This is a genomic window from Serratia sp. BIGb0234, assembly GCF_024809915.1.
Classification (GTDB): Bacteria; Pseudomonadota; Gammaproteobacteria; order Enterobacterales; family Enterobacteriaceae; genus Serratia; species Serratia liquefaciens.
Window position 1 is genome coordinate 209,161 of the sequence record NZ_JANUEI010000007.1, and the last position, 17,884, is coordinate 227,044.

31 protein-coding genes are annotated in these 17,884 nt (G+C 50.2%); all 31 read left to right on the plus strand.

All coding sequences use genetic code 11. The annotated features are described in order from the left end of the window. Positions 1–29: 29 nt before the first annotated feature. The 31 genes from fusA to M2407_RS21955 all read left to right on the plus strand — a co-directional run bounded on the left by fusA (position 30) and on the right by M2407_RS21955 (position 17,878). Positions 30–2,144: an elongation factor G gene (fusA, locus tag M2407_RS21805; protein WP_020837250.1), complete on the plus strand. Its 2,115-nt coding sequence runs from the start codon at positions 30–32 to the stop codon at positions 2,142–2,144. A 70-nt stretch (positions 2,145–2,214) separates the two neighbouring features. Beyond that, positions 2,215–3,399, plus strand: a complete 1,185-nt coding sequence (gene tuf, locus M2407_RS21810) for an elongation factor Tu (RefSeq protein WP_020828747.1) — start codon at positions 2,215–2,217, stop codon at positions 3,397–3,399. A gap of 130 nt (positions 3,400–3,529) precedes the next feature. Beyond that, positions 3,530–3,724, plus strand: coding sequence for a bacterioferritin-associated ferredoxin (gene bfd, locus M2407_RS21815; protein WP_013814795.1), 195 nt, complete (start codon positions 3,530–3,532; stop codon positions 3,722–3,724). Between the two features lie 74 nt (positions 3,725–3,798). Further along, positions 3,799–4,263, plus strand: a complete 465-nt coding sequence (bfr, locus tag M2407_RS21820) for a bacterioferritin (protein WP_044554945.1) — start codon at positions 3,799–3,801, stop codon at positions 4,261–4,263. Positions 4,264–4,648: 385 nt separating this feature from the next. After that, positions 4,649–4,960: a 30S ribosomal protein S10 gene (gene rpsJ, locus M2407_RS21825; RefSeq protein ID WP_001181005.1), complete on the plus strand. Its 312-nt coding sequence runs from the start codon at positions 4,649–4,651 to the stop codon at positions 4,958–4,960. Positions 4,961–4,992: 32 nt separating this feature from the next. Beyond that, positions 4,993–5,622, plus strand: a complete 630-nt coding sequence (rplC, locus tag M2407_RS21830) for a 50S ribosomal protein L3 (protein ID WP_020837245.1) — start codon at positions 4,993–4,995, stop codon at positions 5,620–5,622. Positions 5,623–5,632: 10 nt separating this feature from the next. Next, a complete protein-coding gene (gene rplD, locus M2407_RS21835) occupies positions 5,633–6,238 on the plus strand; it encodes a 50S ribosomal protein L4 (RefSeq protein ID WP_004929779.1) in 606 nt (201 codons plus the stop codon). Then, positions 6,235–6,537, plus strand: coding sequence for a 50S ribosomal protein L23 (gene rplW / locus M2407_RS21840; protein WP_004951179.1), 303 nt, complete (start codon positions 6,235–6,237; stop codon positions 6,535–6,537). Before rplD ends, rplW begins: the two co-directional genes overlap by 4 nt. An 18-nt stretch (positions 6,538–6,555) precedes the next feature. Next, on the plus strand, positions 6,556–7,380 hold the full coding sequence (gene rplB, locus M2407_RS21845; protein ID WP_020837243.1) for a 50S ribosomal protein L2: 825 nt from the start codon (positions 6,556–6,558) through the stop codon (positions 7,378–7,380). A 14-nt stretch (positions 7,381–7,394) separates the two neighbouring features. Then, positions 7,395–7,673, plus strand: a complete 279-nt coding sequence (gene rpsS / locus M2407_RS21850; RefSeq protein WP_004929772.1) for a 30S ribosomal protein S19 — start codon at positions 7,395–7,397, stop codon at positions 7,671–7,673. Positions 7,674–7,687: 14 nt separating this feature from the next. Beyond that, positions 7,688–8,020, plus strand: coding sequence for a 50S ribosomal protein L22 (gene rplV, locus M2407_RS21855; protein WP_002223844.1), 333 nt, complete (start codon positions 7,688–7,690; stop codon positions 8,018–8,020). 17 nt (positions 8,021–8,037) lie between these two features. Beyond that, positions 8,038–8,736 (plus strand): 30S ribosomal protein S3, encoded by a 699-nt coding sequence (rpsC, locus tag M2407_RS21860; RefSeq protein WP_004951172.1) that lies wholly within the window; start codon positions 8,038–8,040, stop codon positions 8,734–8,736. A gap of 12 nt (positions 8,737–8,748) precedes the next feature. Beyond that, positions 8,749–9,159: a 50S ribosomal protein L16 gene (rplP, locus tag M2407_RS21865; protein ID WP_004951171.1), complete on the plus strand. Its 411-nt coding sequence runs from the start codon at positions 8,749–8,751 to the stop codon at positions 9,157–9,159. Continuing rightward, positions 9,159–9,350: a 50S ribosomal protein L29 gene (gene rpmC / locus M2407_RS21870; RefSeq protein WP_004951169.1), complete on the plus strand. Its 192-nt coding sequence runs from the start codon at positions 9,159–9,161 to the stop codon at positions 9,348–9,350. Before rplP ends, rpmC begins: the two co-directional genes overlap by 1 nt. Further along, the gene (gene rpsQ, locus M2407_RS21875) at positions 9,351–9,605 is read left to right on the plus strand and encodes a 30S ribosomal protein S17 (RefSeq protein ID WP_020837241.1); all 255 of its coding nucleotides are present in this window, start codon (positions 9,351–9,353) and stop codon (positions 9,603–9,605) included. A gap of 166 nt (positions 9,606–9,771) precedes the next feature. After that, positions 9,772–10,143, plus strand: a complete 372-nt coding sequence (gene rplN / locus M2407_RS21880) for a 50S ribosomal protein L14 (protein WP_020837240.1) — start codon at positions 9,772–9,774, stop codon at positions 10,141–10,143. A 10-nt stretch (positions 10,144–10,153) separates the two neighbouring features. Further along, positions 10,154–10,468: a 50S ribosomal protein L24 gene (rplX, locus tag M2407_RS21885; protein ID WP_020837239.1), complete on the plus strand. Its 315-nt coding sequence runs from the start codon at positions 10,154–10,156 to the stop codon at positions 10,466–10,468. A gap of 14 nt (positions 10,469–10,482) precedes the next feature. Continuing rightward, complete coding sequence (gene rplE / locus M2407_RS21890) at positions 10,483–11,022, plus strand: 50S ribosomal protein L5 (protein ID WP_020837238.1); 540 nt, start codon at positions 10,483–10,485, stop codon at positions 11,020–11,022. Between the two features lie 13 nt (positions 11,023–11,035). Continuing rightward, complete coding sequence (gene rpsN, locus M2407_RS21895; protein ID WP_041415050.1) at positions 11,036–11,341, plus strand: 30S ribosomal protein S14; 306 nt, start codon at positions 11,036–11,038, stop codon at positions 11,339–11,341. A gap of 30 nt (positions 11,342–11,371) precedes the next feature. After that, the gene (gene rpsH / locus M2407_RS21900) at positions 11,372–11,764 is read left to right on the plus strand and encodes a 30S ribosomal protein S8 (protein ID WP_020837236.1); all 393 of its coding nucleotides are present in this window, start codon (positions 11,372–11,374) and stop codon (positions 11,762–11,764) included. A gap of 14 nt (positions 11,765–11,778) precedes the next feature. Next, on the plus strand, positions 11,779–12,312 hold the full coding sequence (rplF, locus tag M2407_RS21905; RefSeq protein WP_020837235.1) for a 50S ribosomal protein L6: 534 nt from the start codon (positions 11,779–11,781) through the stop codon (positions 12,310–12,312). Positions 12,313–12,321: 9 nt separating this feature from the next. Further along, positions 12,322–12,675, plus strand: a complete 354-nt coding sequence (gene rplR, locus M2407_RS21910) for a 50S ribosomal protein L18 (RefSeq protein WP_020837234.1) — start codon at positions 12,322–12,324, stop codon at positions 12,673–12,675. Between the two features lie 14 nt (positions 12,676–12,689). Further along, positions 12,690–13,190 carry a 30S ribosomal protein S5 gene (gene rpsE / locus M2407_RS21915; protein ID WP_004956164.1) on the plus strand — a complete coding sequence of 167 codons (501 nt, stop codon included), beginning with the start codon at positions 12,690–12,692 and terminating at the stop codon, positions 13,188–13,190. A 6-nt stretch (positions 13,191–13,196) separates the two neighbouring features. Then, complete coding sequence (gene rpmD / locus M2407_RS21920) at positions 13,197–13,376, plus strand: 50S ribosomal protein L30 (RefSeq protein WP_004956161.1); 180 nt, start codon at positions 13,197–13,199, stop codon at positions 13,374–13,376. Positions 13,377–13,379: 3 nt separating this feature from the next. Continuing rightward, on the plus strand, positions 13,380–13,814 hold the full coding sequence (gene rplO, locus M2407_RS21925) for a 50S ribosomal protein L15 (RefSeq protein WP_020837232.1): 435 nt from the start codon (positions 13,380–13,382) through the stop codon (positions 13,812–13,814). Positions 13,815–13,821: 7 nt separating this feature from the next. Further along, positions 13,822–15,153, plus strand: a complete 1,332-nt coding sequence (gene secY / locus M2407_RS21930; protein WP_004929740.1) for a preprotein translocase subunit SecY — start codon at positions 13,822–13,824, stop codon at positions 15,151–15,153. A gap of 33 nt (positions 15,154–15,186) precedes the next feature. Further along, a complete protein-coding gene (rpmJ, locus tag M2407_RS21935) occupies positions 15,187–15,303 on the plus strand; it encodes a 50S ribosomal protein L36 (RefSeq protein WP_002227352.1) in 117 nt (38 codons plus the stop codon). A 146-nt stretch (positions 15,304–15,449) separates the two neighbouring features. Then, entirely contained in the window at positions 15,450–15,806 is a 357-nt protein-coding gene (gene rpsM / locus M2407_RS21940) for a 30S ribosomal protein S13 (protein ID WP_020837231.1), read from the plus strand. A gap of 16 nt (positions 15,807–15,822) precedes the next feature. Then, positions 15,823–16,212 (plus strand): 30S ribosomal protein S11, encoded by a 390-nt coding sequence (gene rpsK / locus M2407_RS21945; protein ID WP_004951128.1) that lies wholly within the window; start codon positions 15,823–15,825, stop codon positions 16,210–16,212. A 30-nt stretch (positions 16,213–16,242) separates the two neighbouring features. After that, a complete protein-coding gene (gene rpsD / locus M2407_RS21950) occupies positions 16,243–16,863 on the plus strand; it encodes a 30S ribosomal protein S4 (RefSeq protein ID WP_004951125.1) in 621 nt (206 codons plus the stop codon). A 25-nt stretch (positions 16,864–16,888) separates the two neighbouring features. Next, positions 16,889–17,878 carry a DNA-directed RNA polymerase subunit alpha gene (locus M2407_RS21955; RefSeq protein WP_002919219.1) on the plus strand — a complete coding sequence of 330 codons (990 nt, stop codon included), beginning with the start codon at positions 16,889–16,891 and terminating at the stop codon, positions 17,876–17,878. Positions 17,879–17,884 lie beyond the last annotated feature (6 nt).

Below are 17,884 nucleotides of genomic sequence, written 5' to 3' on the forward strand. Positions count from 1 at the left end.
TTGAACGCCTAAGGCAATAGAGGAATCAAATGGCTCGTACAACACCCATTGAGCGCTACCGTAATATCGGTATCAGCGCCCACATCGACGCCGGTAAGACGACCACTACCGAACGTATTCTGTTCTACACCGGTGTAAACCACAAAATCGGTGAAGTTCATGACGGCGCTGCCACCATGGACTGGATGGAACAGGAGCAGGAGCGTGGTATTACCATCACTTCTGCAGCGACTACTGCTTTCTGGTCTGGTATGGCCAAGCAGTTTGAGCCGCACCGCGTAAACATCATCGACACCCCAGGACACGTTGACTTCACCATCGAAGTAGAACGTTCCATGCGTGTTCTTGATGGCGCTGTAATGGTTTACTGTGCTGTAGGTGGTGTTCAGCCTCAGTCTGAAACTGTATGGCGTCAGGCTAACAAATACAAAGTTCCACGCATCGCGTTCGTTAACAAAATGGACCGCATGGGTGCTAACTTCCTGAAAGTTGTTGGTCAGATCAAATCTCGTCTGGGCGCGAATCCAGTGCCATTGCAGCTGGCTATCGGCGCAGAAGAGAAATTCACCGGTGTTGTTGACCTGGTGAAAATGAAAGCGATCAACTGGAACGAAGCTGATGCTGGCGTGACCTTCGAATACGAAGACATCCCTGCTGACATGCAAGAGCTGGCTGAAGAATGGCGCCAGAACCTGGTTGAATCTGCAGCTGAAGCTTCAGATGAGCTGATGGACAAGTACCTGGGCGGCGAAGAGCTGACCGAGGAAGAAATCAAGACTGCTCTGCGTCAGCGCGTGCTGAACAACGAAATCATCTTGGTTACCTGTGGTTCTGCCTTTAAAAACAAAGGCGTGCAGGCGATGCTGGATGCGGTAATTGATTACCTGCCATCCCCAATTGACGTCCCTGCAATCAACGGTATCCTGGACGACGGTAAAGATACTCCGGCTGAGCGTCACGCTAGCGATGAAGAGCCGTTTGCTGCTCTGGCATTTAAAATTGCTACCGACCCATTCGTGGGTAACCTGACCTTCTTCCGCGTGTACTCCGGTATCGTTAACTCCGGTGACACCGTTCTGAACTCAGTGAAGGCTGCTCGTGAGCGTCTGGGCCGTATCGTTCAGATGCACGCTAACAAGCGTGAAGAGATCAAAGAAGTTCGTGCGGGCGACATCGCTGCAGCAATCGGTCTGAAAGACGTGACTACCGGTGACACTCTGTGTGATCCAAACCACGTGATCATTCTGGAGCGTATGGAGTTCCCTGAGCCGGTAATCTCCGTTGCAGTTGAACCAAAAACCAAAGCTGACCAGGAAAAAATGGGTCTGGCTCTGGGCCGTCTGGCGAAGGAAGACCCATCATTCCGCGTATGGACTGACGAAGAATCAGGTCAGACTATCATCGCAGGTATGGGTGAACTTCACCTGGATATCCTGGTTGACCGCATGAAGCGTGAATTCAACGTTGAAGCTAACGTGGGTAAACCTCAGGTTGCTTACCGTGAAGCGATTCGCGCGAAAGTTACCGATATCGAAGGTAAACACGCCAAGCAGTCTGGTGGTCGTGGTCAGTATGGTCACGTTGTGATCGACATGTACCCACTGGAGCCGGGCTCAAATCCGAAAGGTTACGAGTTCATCAATGACATTAAAGGCGGTGTGATCCCAACGGAATACATCCCTGCCATTGATAAAGGCCTCCAGGAGCAGCTTAAGTCTGGTCCACTGGCTGGTTATCCGGTAGTTGATCTCGGTGTGCGTCTGCATTTCGGTTCTTTCCACGATGTTGACTCCTCCGAATTGGCGTTTAAACTGGCCGCTTCTATCGCCTTTAAAGATGGCTTTAAGAAAGCAAAACCTGTTTTGCTTGAGCCTATCATGAAGGTTGAAGTTGAAACGCCGGAAGAGAACACTGGTGACGTCATCGGTGACCTTAGCCGTCGTCGTGGTCAACTGAAAGGTCAGGAATCCAACGCTACTGGCGTTCAGATTCACGCTGAAGTTCCGTTGTCCGAGATGTTCGGATACGCAACTCAACTGCGTTCTCTGACCAAAGGCCGTGCTTCTTACTCCATGGAGTTCCTGAAGTACGATGATGCGCCGAACAACGTCGCTCAGGCCGTTATTGAAGCCCGTGGTAAATAAGCTTTCGGGTTTAACACATTGATCAGTGCTCTCTCCATGAGGGGAGAGCATAAGAGTAAGGAATATAGCCGTGTCTAAAGAAAAATTTGAACGTTCCAAACCGCACGTTAACGTTGGTACTATCGGCCACGTTGACCACGGTAAAACTACCCTGACTGCAGCAATCACCACCGTTCTGGCTAAAACCTACGGCGGTTCTGCACGTGCTTTCGACCAGATCGATAACGCGCCAGAAGAAAAAGCTCGTGGTATCACCATCAACACTTCTCACGTTGAGTATGACACCCCGACTCGTCACTACGCGCACGTTGACTGCCCAGGGCACGCCGACTACGTTAAAAACATGATCACCGGTGCTGCTCAGATGGACGGCGCTATCCTGGTTGTTGCTGCGACTGACGGCCCAATGCCTCAGACCCGTGAGCACATCCTGCTGGGTCGTCAGGTTGGCGTTCCTTTCATCATCGTATTCATGAACAAATGTGACATGGTTGATGATGAAGAGCTGCTGGAACTGGTAGAAATGGAAGTTCGTGAACTTCTGTCTGCTTACGACTTCCCTGGTGATGACCTGCCAGTTGTTCGTGGTTCAGCGTTGAAAGCACTGGAAGGCGAAGCTGAGTGGGAAGCTAAAATCATCGAGCTGGCTGGTTACCTGGATTCTTACATCCCAGAACCAGAGCGTGCTATCGACAAGCCGTTCCTGCTGCCAATCGAAGACGTTTTCTCCATCTCCGGTCGTGGTACCGTTGTTACCGGTCGTGTTGAGCGCGGTATCGTTAAAGTTGGCGAAGAAGTTGAAATCGTTGGTATCAAAGACACCGTTAAGTCTACCTGTACTGGCGTTGAAATGTTCCGCAAACTGCTGGACGAAGGCCGTGCTGGTGAGAACGTTGGTGTTCTGCTGCGTGGTATCAAGCGTGAAGACATCGAACGTGGTCAGGTACTGGCTAAACCAGGTTCAATCAAGCCACACACCAAGTTCGACTCAGAAGTGTACATCCTGAGCAAAGAAGAAGGTGGTCGTCATACTCCATTCTTCAAAGGCTACCGTCCACAGTTCTACTTCCGTACAACTGACGTGACCGGTACCATCGAACTGCCAGAAGGCGTTGAAATGGTAATGCCAGGTGACAACGTGAACATGGTTGTTACCCTGATCCACCCAATCGCGATGGACGACGGCCTGCGTTTCGCAATCCGTGAAGGCGGCCGTACTGTTGGCGCTGGTGTTGTTGCTAAAGTTATCGCTTAATCGCGAATAATTTTTCGACACAAAAGAGGGCACTTCGGTGCCCTTTTTTTATGCAATTTGCTCAAATCTTAATTGAAATAAAAAGCATTCCTATTTAGACTTACAGAATTGGTTAAGAAGTGAGTCTCTTATGTACGTATGTCTGTGTAATGCCGTGACTGACAAAGCGATCCGTAAAGCCGTGCGTCAGCACAACCCGCATACCATGAAACAACTGCGTGAACTTGTGCCGATTGGTACCGATTGCGGAAAGTGCATTCGTCAGGCAAGACAGATTATGGTGGAGGAAAGCGGAACCATTATCCCAATGCACGAAGTTGCCTAACTAAAGGTAAGGTTATTTTTTGACTCTTGGCTTACAGCTTCTACACTTTTAGAACTGGCCAGGAGGATTTACCTATGAAAGGCGATAAAAAGATCATTGCTCATCTCAACAAACTGCTCGGTAACGAGCTGGTTGCCATCAATCAATATTTCCTGCACGCCCGAATGTTCAAGAACTGGGGGCTAACACGCCTCAATGAAAAGGAATACCACGAGTCGATCGACGAAATGAAGCATGCCGATCGTTATATCGAGCGTATCCTGTTTCTGGAAGGCCTTCCGAATTTGCAGGATCTCGGCAAGCTGAACATTGGCGAAGATATCGAAGAAATGTTGCGTTCGGACCTGGCCCTGGAATTGGATGGCGCCAAGAATCTGCGTGAAGGCATCGCCTATGCTGATTCTATCCATGACTATGTCAGCCGTGACCTGATGATAGAAATTCTGGCCGATGAAGAAGAACATATCGACTGGCTGGAAACTGAACTGGATTTGATAGCGCGTCTGGGTATCCAGAACTATGCCCAAGCTCAGTTGTAGGCAATAAATACCTTTTACAACGATGTTCTCCTGCCGGCATGAGTTTCTCCGGCAGGGCAGGGGAGCAGCGACAAAGCTTTACCCTAATCCCGACGAATTTCCCCCTCGGTTTTCACCCGTTAGTTACCCGCCGGTAAAAAATGCCGATATCCTGAGCATATTTCCATCTGTGCCTTGCTTCTCGCTCTGTTTTGCGTATAATGCGCGGGCTTACCTAATCTTGGTAAGCCTGATTTTAGCGAATCAGTCGATAGGCAGGACTTTCTGCTCTTCGAACAATACTCCCGATATGGGGGTTATATGTTGACGATTACACTCCCCCATCAATCGAAATGGGTGTGAGGAGTAATTATTTACGTTTATAAATAATTGGAGCTCTGGTCTCATGCAGAACCAAAGAATCCGTATCCGCCTGAAAGCGTTTGATCATCGTCTTATCGATCAATCAACCGCGGAAATCGTCGAGACTGCAAAGCGCACTGGTGCGCAAGTCCGTGGTCCGATCCCGCTGCCAACTCGCAAAGAGCGCTTTACCGTTCTGATCTCTCCGCACGTTAACAAAGACGCGCGTGATCAGTACGAGATTCGCACTCACAAGCGTCTGGTTGACATCGTTGAGCCAACCGAGAAAACCGTTGATGCTCTGATGCGTCTGGATCTGGCTGCCGGTGTAGACGTGCAGATCAGCCTGGGTTAATCAGGTCATTGAGCGATTGAGAGGTTGAAACAATGATTGGTTTAGTCGGTAAAAAAGTGGGCATGACTCGTATCTTCACTGAAGATGGCGTTTCTATCCCAGTAACCGTGATTGAAATTGAAGCGAACCGCGTGACTCAGGTTAAAGACCTGGAAAACGACGGGTACCGTGCCGTTCAGGTTACCACTGGTAGCAAAAAAGCTAACCGTGTGACCAAACCGGAAGCGGGCCATTTCGCTAAAGCTGGCGTTGAAGCTGGCCGTGGTCTGTGGGAATTCCGCCTTGCAGAAGGTGAAGAGTTCACTGCAGGTCAAAACATCAGCGTAGAAATCTTCGCTGAAGTTAAAAAAGTCGATGTTACCGGTACTTCTAAAGGTAAAGGTTTTGCTGGCACAGTTAAGCGCTGGAACTTCCGTACCCAAGACGCTACCCACGGTAACTCCTTGTCTCACCGCGTTCCGGGTTCTATCGGTCAGAACCAGACTCCGGGCAAAGTGTTCAAAGGCAAGAAAATGGCTGGCCACCTGGGTGACGAGCGTGTAACCGTTCAAAGCCTGGACGTAGTACGTGTTGACGCTGAGCGCAACCTGCTGCTGGTTAAGGGTGCTGTACCGGGCGCAACCGGTGGCAACCTGATCGTTAAACCAGCTGTGAAGGCGTAAGGGGATAGCAATGGAATTAGTATTGAAAGACGCGCAAAGCGCGCTGACTGTTTCCGAAACTACCTTCGGTCGTGATTTCAACGAAGCGCTGGTACACCAGGTTGTTGTTGCTTATGCAGCAGGTGCCCGTCAAGGTACCCGTGCTCAGAAGACCCGCGCTGAAGTGACTGGTTCCGGTAAAAAACCGTGGCGCCAGAAAGGTACCGGCCGTGCGCGTTCAGGTTCTGTAAAGAGCCCGATCTGGCGTTCAGGTGGCGTGACCTTTGCTGCTAAGCCTCAGGACCACAGTCAGAAAGTAAACAAAAAGATGTACCGCGGCGCGCTGAAAAGCATCCTGTCCGAACTGGTACGTCAAGATCGTCTGATCGTTGTCGAGAAGTTCTCTGTAGAAGCGCCTAAAACTAAGCTGCTGGCACAGAAACTGAAAGATATGGCTCTGGAAGATGTGCTGATCGTGACCGGTGAACTGGATGAGAATCTGTTCCTGGCTGCTCGCAACCTGTACAAGGTTGACGTGCGCGATGTAGCAGGTATCGACCCGGTTAGCCTGATCGCCTTCGACAAAGTGGTTATGACTGCTGATGCTGTGAAGCAAGTTGAGGAGATGCTGGCATGATCCGTGAAGAACGTTTGCTGAAAGTGCTGCGTGCACCGCACGTATCTGAAAAAGCATCCGCTGCGATGGAAAAAAGCAACACCATCGTACTCAAAGTTGCCAAAGACGCGACCAAAGCAGAAATCAAAGCTGCAGTGCAGAAACTGTTTGAAGTCGAAGTCGAAGACGTGAACACCCTGGTAGTTAAAGGGAAAGTGAAACGTCACGGTCAGCGTGTTGGTCGTCGTAGCGACTGGAAAAAAGCTTACGTCACCCTGAAAGAAGGCCAGAACCTGGACTTCATCGGCGGCGCAGAGTAAGTCGGAGGAGTAAGAACAATGGCAATTGTTAAATGTAAACCTACATCTCCGGGTCGTCGCCACGTTGTTAAAGTGGTTAACCCTGAGCTGCACAAGGGTAAACCTTATGCCCCGCTGCTTGAGAAACTGAGCAAAAGCGGTGGTCGTAACAACAATGGCCGTATCACCACCCGTCATATCGGTGGTGGCCACAAGCAACATTATCGTCTGGTTGACTTCAAACGCAACAAAGACGGTGTGGCTGCAGTGGTTGAGCGTCTGGAGTACGATCCGAACCGTTCCGCGAACATCGCGCTGGTTCTGTACAAAGACGGCGAACGCCGTTACATCCTGGCGCCGAAAGGCCTGAAAGCTGGTGACCAGATCCAATCTGGCGTTGATGCTGCAATCAAGGTAGGTAACACCCTGCCAATGCGCAACATCCCAGTGGGTTCAACGGTTCACAACGTAGAAATGAAACCAGGTAAAGGCGGCCAGATGGCTCGTTCTGCTGGTGCCTACGTTCAGATCGTTGCACGTGATGGTTCCTACGTAACTCTGCGTCTGCGCTCAGGCGAAATGCGTAAAGTTCCAGTTGATTGCCGCGCCACCCTGGGTGAAGTCGGTAACGCTGAACATATGCTTCGCGTTCTGGGTAAAGCAGGTGCTGCACGTTGGCGTGGTGTTCGTCCTACCGTTCGCGGTACGGCGATGAACCCGGTAGATCACCCGCACGGTGGTGGTGAAGGTCGTAACTTTGGTAAGCACCCGGTAACCCCGTGGGGCGTTCAGACCAAAGGTAAGAAGACCCGTAGCAACAAGCGTACTGATAAGTTCATCGTACGTCGCCGTAGCAAAAAATAATTAGAGGATAAGCCATGCCACGTTCTCTCAAGAAAGGTCCTTTTATTGACCTGCACTTGCTGAAGAAGGTAGAGAAAGCGGTGGAAAGCGGTGACAAGAAGCCTTTGCGCACTTGGTCCCGTCGTTCAACGATCTTTCCTAACATGATCGGTTTGACCATCGCTGTCCATAATGGTCGTCAGCACGTACCAGTGTTCGTTTCCGATGAAATGGTCGGTCACAAACTGGGTGAATTCGCGCCGACTCGTACTTATCGCGGCCATGCGGCTGATAAAAAAGCTAAAAAGCGCTAAGGTAGGAGGAAGAGATGGAAACTATCGCTAAACATCGCCACGCTCGTTCTTCTGCTCAGAAGGTTCGCCTTGTTGCAGACCTGATCCGCGGTAAGAAAGTGTCGCAAGCTCTGGAAACTCTGACCTACACCAACAAGAAAGCTGCTGGTCTGGTTAAGAAAGTGCTGGAGTCTGCCATTGCTAACGCAGAACACAACGATGGCGCTGACATCGATGATCTGAAAGTCACGAAAATCTTCGTAGACGAAGGCCCAAGCATGAAGCGCATTATGCCGCGTGCAAAAGGTCGTGCAGATCGCATCCTGAAGCGCACCAGCCACATTACTGTGGTTGTGTCCGATCGCTGAGACTCTGGAGACTAGCAATGGGTCAGAAAGTACATCCTAATGGTATTCGCCTGGGTATTGTCAAACCTTGGAACTCTACTTGGTATGCGAATACCAAAGAATTCGCTGACAACCTGGACAGCGACTTTAAAGTTCGTCAATTCCTGATTAAGGAACTGGCGAAAGCTTCCGTTTCTCGCATCGTTATCGAGCGTCCTGCGAAGAGCATCCGTGTGACTATTCACACTGCTCGTCCAGGCATCGTTATCGGCAAGAAAGGCGAAGATGTCGAAAAACTGCGTAAGGTCGTAGCGGATATCGCTGGCGTTCCTGCGCAAATTAACATCGCCGAAGTCCGTAAACCGGAACTTGACGCTAAATTGGTTGCTGACAGCATCACTTCACAGTTGGAACGTCGCGTTATGTTCCGTCGTGCTATGAAGCGTGCTGTACAGAACGCAATGCGTCTTGGCGCTAAAGGTATCAAAGTTGAAGTAAGCGGCCGTCTTGGCGGTGCTGAAATCGCGCGTACCGAATGGTACCGTGAAGGTCGTGTTCCGTTGCACACACTGCGTGCGGATATCGATTACAACACATCTGAAGCGCACACCACTTATGGTGTAATCGGCGTTAAGGTATGGATCTTCAAAGGTGAGATCCTGGGTGGTATGGCTGCAGTTGAACAACCGGAACCGGCTGCTCAACCTAAAAAGCAGCAGCGTAAAGGCCGCAAGTAAGGAGAGTCGCTGATGTTACAACCAAAGCGTACAAAATTCCGTAAGATGCACAAAGGCCGCAACCGTGGTCTGGCGCAGGGTACGGATGTTAGCTTCGGCACTTTCGGTCTGAAAGCTGTTGGCCGTGGCCGTCTGACTGCTCGTCAAATCGAAGCAGCTCGTCGTGCAATGACTCGTGCAGTTAAGCGTCAAGGTAAAATTTGGATCCGTGTATTCCCGGACAAACCAATTACCGAGAAGCCGCTCGAAGTGCGTATGGGTAAAGGTAAGGGTAACGTGGAGTATTGGGTTGCCCTGATCCAACCTGGGAAAGTCCTGTACGAAATGGACGGTGTACCAGAAGAGGTCGCCCGTGAGGCATTCAAGCTGGCTGCAGCTAAATTGCCGATCAAAACCACCTTTGTAACTAAGACGGTGATGTAATGAAAGCACAAGAGCTGCGTGAAAAAAGCGTTGAAGAGCTGAACACTGAGCTGCTCAACCTGCTGCGTGAGCAATTTAACTTGCGCATGCAGGCGGCAAGTGGCCAGCTGCAACAAACTCACCTGTTGAAACAAGTGCGTCGTAATGTCGCACGCGTTAAGACTTTACTGACTGAAAAGGCGGGTGTGTAAATGACTGATATTATCCGTACTCTGCAGGGTCGTGTTGTTAGTGACAAAATGGAGAAATCCATGGTTGTTGCTATCGAGCGCACGGTGAAGCACCCGATCTACGGGAAATTCATCAAGCGTACGACCAAGCTGCACGTACATGACGAGAACAACGAATGTGGTATCGGTGACGTGGTAGAAATCCGCGAATGCCGTCCACTGTCTAAGACTAAGTCTTGGACGTTGGTTCGCGTTGTAGAGAAAGCGATTCTGTAATAGAGTAGCTGGCTCTAACTTAATAAACGGCTCAGAAAATGAGCCGTTTATTTTTTCTACCCATACTCTGGAAGCGGTGTTATAATGCTGCGCCCTCGGTTATGGGGCTTTTCAACGACCTAGTAATAGGTCCTAAAGTTGTAGTTGACATTAGCGGAGCACTAACATGATCCAAGAACAGACTATGCTGAACGTGGCCGACAACTCCGGTGCACGTCGCGTAATGTGTATCAAGGTTCTAGGTGGCTCGCACCGTCGCTACGCAGGCATCGGCGACGTCATCAAAATTACCATCAAGGAAGCAATTCCTCGCGGTAAGGTGAAGAAAGGCGATGTGCTGAAGGCGGTAGTGGTGCGCACCAAGAAGGGTGTACGTCGCCCGGACGGTTCTGTCATTCGCTTCGATGGTAATGCATGCGTTATTTTGAACAATAACAGCGAGCAACCTATCGGTACGCGTATTTTTGGGCCGGTAACTCGTGAACTGCGTAATGAGAAGTTCATGAAAATTATCTCTCTGGCACCAGAAGTACTCTAAGGAGCGAACCATGGCAGCGAAAATCCGTCGTGATGACGAAGTTATCGTGCTTACCGGGAAAGACAAAGGTAAACGCGGTAAAGTAAAAAATGTCCTGTCTGCTGGCAAGGTCATTGTTGAAGGTATCAACCTGGTTAAGAAACATCAGAAGCCGGTTCCGGCCCTGAACCAACCAGGTGGCATTGTTGAAAAAGAAGCTGCAATTCAGGTTTCTAACATTGCTCTCTTCAATACGGCTACCGGTAAGGCTGACCGTGTAGGCTTTAGATTCGAAGACGGCAAAAAAGTCCGTTTCTTCAAGTCTAACAGCGAAACTATCAAGTAATTTGGAGTAATACGATGGCGAAACTGCATGATTACTACAAAGACGAAGTAGTTAAAAAACTCATGACTGAGTTTAGCTACGCTTCTGTCATGCAAGTCCCTCGGGTCGAGAAGATCACCCTGAATATGGGTGTTGGTGAAGCGATCGCTGACAAGAAACTGCTGGATAACGCAGCAGCTGATCTGGCAGCAATCTCCGGTCAAAAACCGTTCATCACCAAAGCCCGCAAATCTGTTGCAGGCTTCAAAATCCGCCAGGGCTATCCGATCGGCTGTAAAGTAACTCTGCGTGGCGAGCGCATGTGGGAGTTCTTTGAGCGTCTGATTTCCATTGCTGTTCCACGTATCCGTGACTTCCGTGGCTTGTCCGCTAAGTCATTCGATGGCCGTGGTAACTACAGCATGGGTGTGCGTGAGCAAATCATCTTCCCAGAAATCGACTACGACAAAGTCGATCGCGTTCGTGGCTTGGATATTACCATTACCACTACTGCGAAATCTGATGATGAAGGCCGCGCGCTGTTGGCTGCTTTTAACTTCCCGTTCCGTAAGTAAGGCAGGGTTACTGATGGCTAAGCAATCAATGAAAGCACGCGAAGTCGTTCGCGTGAAACTGGCTGAAAAGTACCGCGCAAAACGCGAGGAACTGAAAGCTATCATTTCTGGTGTGAACTCGTCCGACGAAGAACGTTGGGATGCTGTTCTCAAGCTGCAAACTCTGCCGCGTGATTCCAGCCCGTCTCGTCAGCGTAAGCGCTGCCGCCAAACTGGCCGTCCACATGGTTATGTGGGCAAATTCGGGTTGAGCCGTATCAAGTTACGTGAAGCCGCTATGCGCGGTGAAGTACCTGGCTTGAAAAAGGCTAGCTGGTAATTACCAATTGAATCACGGGAGTAAAGACAGATGAGCATGCAAGATCCGATCGCGGATATGCTGACCCGTATCCGTAACGGTCAAGCCGCGAACAAAGTTGCGGTCACCATGCCTTCCTCCAAGCTGAAAGTGGCAATTGCCAACCTGCTGAAGGAAGAAGGTTTTATTGAAGATTTCAAAATCGAAGGCGACGCCAAGCCTGTTCTGGAACTGGTACTGAAGTACTTCCAGGGCAAGGCAGTGGTAGAAAGCATTCAGCGAATCAGCCGTCCAGGTCTGCGCATCTATAAGAAAAAAGATGAGCTGCCAAAAGTTATGGCCGGTTTGGGTATCGCTGTTGTTTCTACCTCTAAAGGTGTTATGACCGATCGTGCAGCTCGCCAAGCAGGTCTTGGTGGCGAGATTATCTGCTACGTAGCTTAATTCGGGAGGAAAGAATGTCTCGTGTTGCAAAAGCACCCGTCGTCATTCCTGCCGGCGTAGAGGTAAAACTCAACGGTCAGGTTATTTCGATTAAGGGTAAGAACGGCGAGCTGACTCGTACTGTCCACGACGCCGTTGAAGTGAAGCAAGAAGCTAACGCACTGACTTTCGCTCCGCGCGAAGGTTTTGCTAACGCCTGGGCCCAAGCGGGTACTACGCGCGCTCTGCTGAACGCAATGGTAGTTGGTGTTACCGAAGGCTTCACCAAGAAGCTTCAACTGGTAGGTGTTGGTTATCGTGCTGCTGTTAAAGGCAACGTGGTGAATTTAGCCTTAGGCTTCTCTCACCCAGTCGATCACCAGCTGCCAGCAGGTATTACTGCTGAATGCCCAAGCCAAACTGAAATCGTGCTGAAAGGCGCTGATAAACAAGTTATTGGCCAGGTTGCTGCAGATCTGCGTGCCTACCGCCGTCCTGAGCCTTACAAAGGCAAGGGTGTCCGTTACGCCGACGAAGTCGTGCGTACCAAAGAGGCTAAGAAGAAGTAAGGTAACACTATGGATAAGAAATCTGCTCGTATCCGTCGTGCGACCCGCGCACGCCGTAAGCTCAAAGAACTGGGTGCAACCCGCCTGGTGGTACATCGTACCCCGCGTCACATTTACGCACAGGTAATTGCTCCAAATGGTTCTGAAGTACTGGTAGCCGCTTCTACTTTAGAAAAAGCTATCACTGAGCAACTGAAGTATTCCGGTAACAAAGACGCAGCAGCTGCCGTAGGTAAAACTCTGGCTGAGCGCGCGTTGGAAAAAGGGATCTCTAAAGTTTCCTTTGACCGTTCCGGTTTCCAATATCATGGTCGAGTCCAGGCACTGGCAGATGCTGCCCGTGAAGCTGGCCTTCAGTTCTAAGGAAGAGGTTTAAGATGGCTCACATCGAAAAACAAGCTGGCGAACTGCAGGAAAAGCTGATCGCGGTAAACCGCGTATCTAAAACCGTAAAAGGTGGCCGTATTTTCAGCTTTACCGCACTGACAGTAGTTGGTGATGGTAACGGTCGCGTTGGTTTTGGCTACGGCAAAGCACGCGAAGTTCCGGCAGCGATCCAGAAAGCGATGGAAAAAGCCCGTCGCAACATGATGAATGTCGCGCTGAACAGCGGCACCCTGCAGCACCCTGTTAAAGGTGCTCATACGGGTTCCCGTGTGTTCATGCAGCCGGCTTCCGAAGGTACCGGTATTATTGCCGGTGGTGCAATGCGCGCCGTCCTGGAAGTCGCTGGGGTGCACAACGTATTGGCTAAAGCTTATGGTTCCACCAACCCGATCAACGTGGTTCGTGCAACTATTGATGCTTTGGCAAATATGAAGTCCCCTGAAATGGTCGCTGCCAAGCGTGGTAAATCCGTTGCAGACATTCTGGGGTAATTGACCATGGCTAAGACTATCAAAGTAACACAAGTTCGCAGCTCCATTGGCCGTCTGCCGAAGCATAAAGCTACACTGCTCGGTCTGGGTCTGCGTCGTATTGGTCACACCGTAGAGCGCGAGGATACTCCTGCTGTACGCGGTATGATCAACCTGGTTTCCTACATGGTTAAAGTTGAGGAGTAACAGATGCGTTTAAATACTCTGTCTCCGGCTGAAGGTGCCAAGCATGCGCCGAAGCGTGTAGGTCGTGGTATTGGTTCTGGCCTGGGTAAAACCGCTGGTCGTGGTCACAAAGGTCAGAACTCACGTTCTGGCGGTGGCGTACGTCGTGGTTTTGAAGGTGGTCAGATGCCTTTATATCGTCGTTTGCCGAAATTCGGCTTCACCTCGCGCAAAGCTATGATCACGGCAGAAGTTCGTCTGTCTGAACTGGCTCTTGTTGAAGGCGACGTAATCGACCTGAACACGCTGAAAGCCGCTAACGTTGTTGGTACCCAGATCGAATTCGCGAAAGTTATGCTTTCTGGCGAAATCGCTCGTCCGGTTACCCTGCGTGGTCTGCGTGTCACCAAAGGCGCTCGTGCTGCTATCGAAGCTGCTGGCGGTAAAATTGAGGAATAAGTAGCAGATGGCTAAGCAACCAGGATTAGATTTTCAAAGTGCTAAAGGCGGGCTCGGCGAGCTGAAGCGCAGACTTTTGTTTGTCATCGGCGCGCTGATTGTCTTCCGTATCGGCTCTTTTATTCCGATTCCTGGTATCGATGCCACTGTGCTTGCCAAATTGCTTGAGCAGCAGAGAGGCACTATCATTGAAATGTTTAACATGTTCTCTGGTGGTGCCCTCAGCCGTGCTTCTATCTTTGCTCTGGGGATCATGCCGTATATTTCGGCATCGATCATTATCCAGCTGTTAACGGTGGTTCATCCAGCGTTAGCAGAAATCAAGAAAGAAGGGGAGGCTGGCCGTCGCAAGATTAGCCAGTACACCCGCTACGGTACGCTGGTGTTGGCCATATTCCAGTCGATCGGTATTGCTACCGGTCTGCCGAATATGCCTGGTATGCAGGGTCTGGTGTTAAACCCAGGCTTTGCATTCTACTTTACTGCTGTAGTGAGTCTGGTTACCGGGACAATGTTCCTGATGTGGCTGGGCGAACAGATTACTGAGCGCGGTATCGGCAACGGTATTTCGATCATTATCTTCGCAGGTATTGTAGCGGGACTTCCGCCGGCAGTGGCCCATACTATTGAGCAAGCCCGGCAAGGCGACCTGCACTTCCTCCTGTTGCTGTTGGTTGCAGTATTAGTGTTTGCAGTAACCTTCTTCGTTGTTTTCATAGAACGTGGTCAACGTCGTATCGTCGTTAACTATGCGAAGCGTCAACAAGGTCGTCGTGTTTATGCAGCACAGAGCACACACTTACCGTTGAAAGTGAACATGGCAGGGGTAATCCCGGCAATCTTCGCTTCCAGCATTATTCTGTTCCCGGCCACGATTGCATCATGGTTTGGGGGCGGTACCGGTTGGAACTGGCTGACAACGATTTCGCTGTATTTGCAGCCAGGGCAACCGCTTTATGTGTTACTCTATGCGTCTGCAATCATCTTCTTCTGTTTCTTTTACACGGCGTTGGTTTTCAACCCGCGTGAGACAGCAGATAACCTGAAGAAGTCCGGTGCCTTCGTACCAGGAATTCGTCCGGGAGAGCAAACGGCGAAGTACATCGATAAAGTAATGACGCGTTTAACCCTGGTGGGCGCGATGTACATTACTTTCATCTGCCTGATCCCGGAGTTCATGCGTGATGCAATGAAAGTACCATTCTACTTTGGTGGTACCTCGCTACTGATCGTGGTTGTCGTCATCATGGACTTTATGGCTCAAGTGCAAACTCTGATGATGTCAAGTCAGTACGAGTCTGCATTGAAGAAAGCAAACCTGAAAGGCTATAACCGCTAATCAGGTGCGTTTGAGAAGTTACGGAGAGTAAAAATGAAAGTTCGTGCTTCCGTCAAGAAATTATGTCGTAACTGCAAAATCGTTAAGCGTAACGGTGTCGTTCGTGTGATTTGCAGCGCCGAGCCGAAGCATAAACAGCGTCAAGGCTGATTATCTCGCATATTTTTCTTGCAAAGTTGGGTTGAGCTGGCTAGATTAGCCAGCCAATCTTTTGTATGTAGCTGCAACATTATTTGAGTATCCTGAAAACGGGCTTTTCAGAATGGTGTTGCCGTATAAAATAGTAGGAGTGCATAGTGGCCCGTATAGCAGGCATTAACATTCCTGATCATAAACATACCGTAATCGCCTTAACGTCGATCTTCGGAATCGGTAAAACCCGCTCACAGTCTATCTGTGCAGCTACGGGTATTGCTGAACATGTTAAGATCAGTGAGCTGTCTGAAGAGCAAATTGAACAGCTGCGTGAAGCAGTCGCCAAATTCACTGTAGAAGGTGATTTGCGTCGTGAAGTTACCCTGAGCATCAAGCGTCTGATGGATCTTGGTACATACCGTGGTTTGCGTCATCGTCGTGGTCTGCCAGTTCGCGGTCAGCGTACGAAGACCAACGCACGTACCCGTAAGGGTCCGCGTAAACCGATCAAGAAATAATCAGGGTGATTGAATAATGGCAAAGGCACCTGTTCGTACACGTAAGCGTGTAAGAAAGCAAGTCTCTGACGGCGTGGCTCATGTCCATGCTTCTTTCAACAACACCATTGTGACTATTACCGATCGTCAGGGTAACGCATTGGGTTGGGCAACTGCCGGTGGTTCTGGTTTCCGTGGTTCTCGTAAGTCAACTCCGTTTGCAGCTCAGGTTGCAGCCGAGCGTTGTGCTGACGCAGTAAAAGAATACGGTATCAAGAACCTGGAAGTTATGGTTAAGGGACCGGGTCCGGGTCGCGAATCAACTATTCGTGCACTGAACGCCGCAGGTTTCCGCATCACTAACATTACTGATGTGACTCCTATCCCTCACAACGGTTGTCGTCCGCCGAAAAAGCGTCGCGTATAACGCTGCTTTTAGGTTAGTTGGAGAAAGAAAATGGCAAGATATTTGGGTCCTAAGCTCAAGCTTAGCCGCCGTGAGGGCACAGACTTGTTCCTGAAGTCTGGCGTTCGCGCGATCGATACCAAGTGTAAAATTGAGCAACCGCCTGGTCAACACGGTGCGCGTAAACCGCGTCTGTCTGACTATGGTGTACAGTTACGTGAGAAGCAAAAAGTTCGCCGTATGTACGGTGTTCTGGAGCGTCAATTCCGTAACTATTACAAAGAAGCAGCACGCCTGAAGGGCAACACCGGTGCAAACCTGTTGCAACTGCTGGAAGGTCGTCTGGACAACGTTGTTTACCGTATGGGCTTCGGCGCTACTCGTGCAGAGTCACGTCAGTTGGTTAGCCACAAAGCAATTATGGTAAATGGTCGCGTTGTTAACATCGCTTCTTATCAGGTATCTCCGAATGACGTAGTCAGCATCCGCGAGAAAGCTAAAAAGCAATCTCGTGTTAAAGCTTCTCTGGAGCTGGCTGAGCAGCGTGAAAAGCCGACTTGGCTTGAAGTTGATGCTGCTAAGATGGAAGGCGTGTTCAAGCGTATGCCTGAACGTACCGATCTGTCTGCGGACATTAACGAACACCTGATCGTCGAGCTTTACTCCAAGTAAGGCTTAGTACCAAAGAGAGGACACAATGCAGGGTTCTGTGACAGAGTTTCTAAAACCGCGCCTGGTAGATATCGAGCAAGTCAGTTCGACGCACGCCAAGGTGACCCTTGAGCCTTTAGAGCGTGGCTTTGGCCATACTCTTGGCAACGCACTGCGCCGTATTCTGCTTTCATCTATGCCGGGTTGCGCGGTGACCGAGGTTGAGATTGATGGTGTACTGCACGAGTACAGCACCAAAGAAGGCGTACAGGAAGATATCCTGGAGATCCTGCTCAACCTGAAAGGGCTGGCGGTGAGAGTTCAAGGCAAAGATGAAGTTATTCTTACCCTGAATAAATCTGGCATTGGCCCTGTGACCGCTGCCGACATTACCCATGATGGTGATGTCGAAATCGTCAAGCCTCAGCACGTGATCTGCCACCTGACCGATGAAAACGCTGCTATCAGCATGCGTATCAAAGTTCAACGTGGTCGTGGTTATGTGCCGGCTTCTGCCCGAATTCATTCGGAAGAAGATGAGCGCCCGATCGGTCGTCTGTTGGTTGACGCATGCTATAGCCCTGTAGAGCGTATTGCCTACAATGTTGAAGCAGCGCGTGTAGAACAGCGTACTGACCTGGACAAGCTGGTAATCGAAATGGAAACCAATGGCACGATCGATCCTGAAGAGGCGATCCGCCGTGCGGCAACCATCCTGGCCGAACAACTTGAAGCCTTCGTTGACTTGCGTGATGTACGTCAACCGGAAGTTAAAGAAGAAAAACCAGAGTTCGATCCGATCCTGCTGCGCCCTGTTGACGATCTGGAATTGACTGTCCGCTCTGCTAACTGCCTTAAGGCAGAAGCTATCCACTACATCGGTGATCTGGTACAGCGTACCGAGGTTGAGTTGCTGAAAACGCCGAACCTGGGTAAAAAATCTCTTACTGAGATTAAAGACGTGCTGGCCTCCCGTGGACTTTCTCTGGGCATGCGCCTGGAAAATTGGCCACCGGCAAGCATTGCTGACGAGTAACCGGAT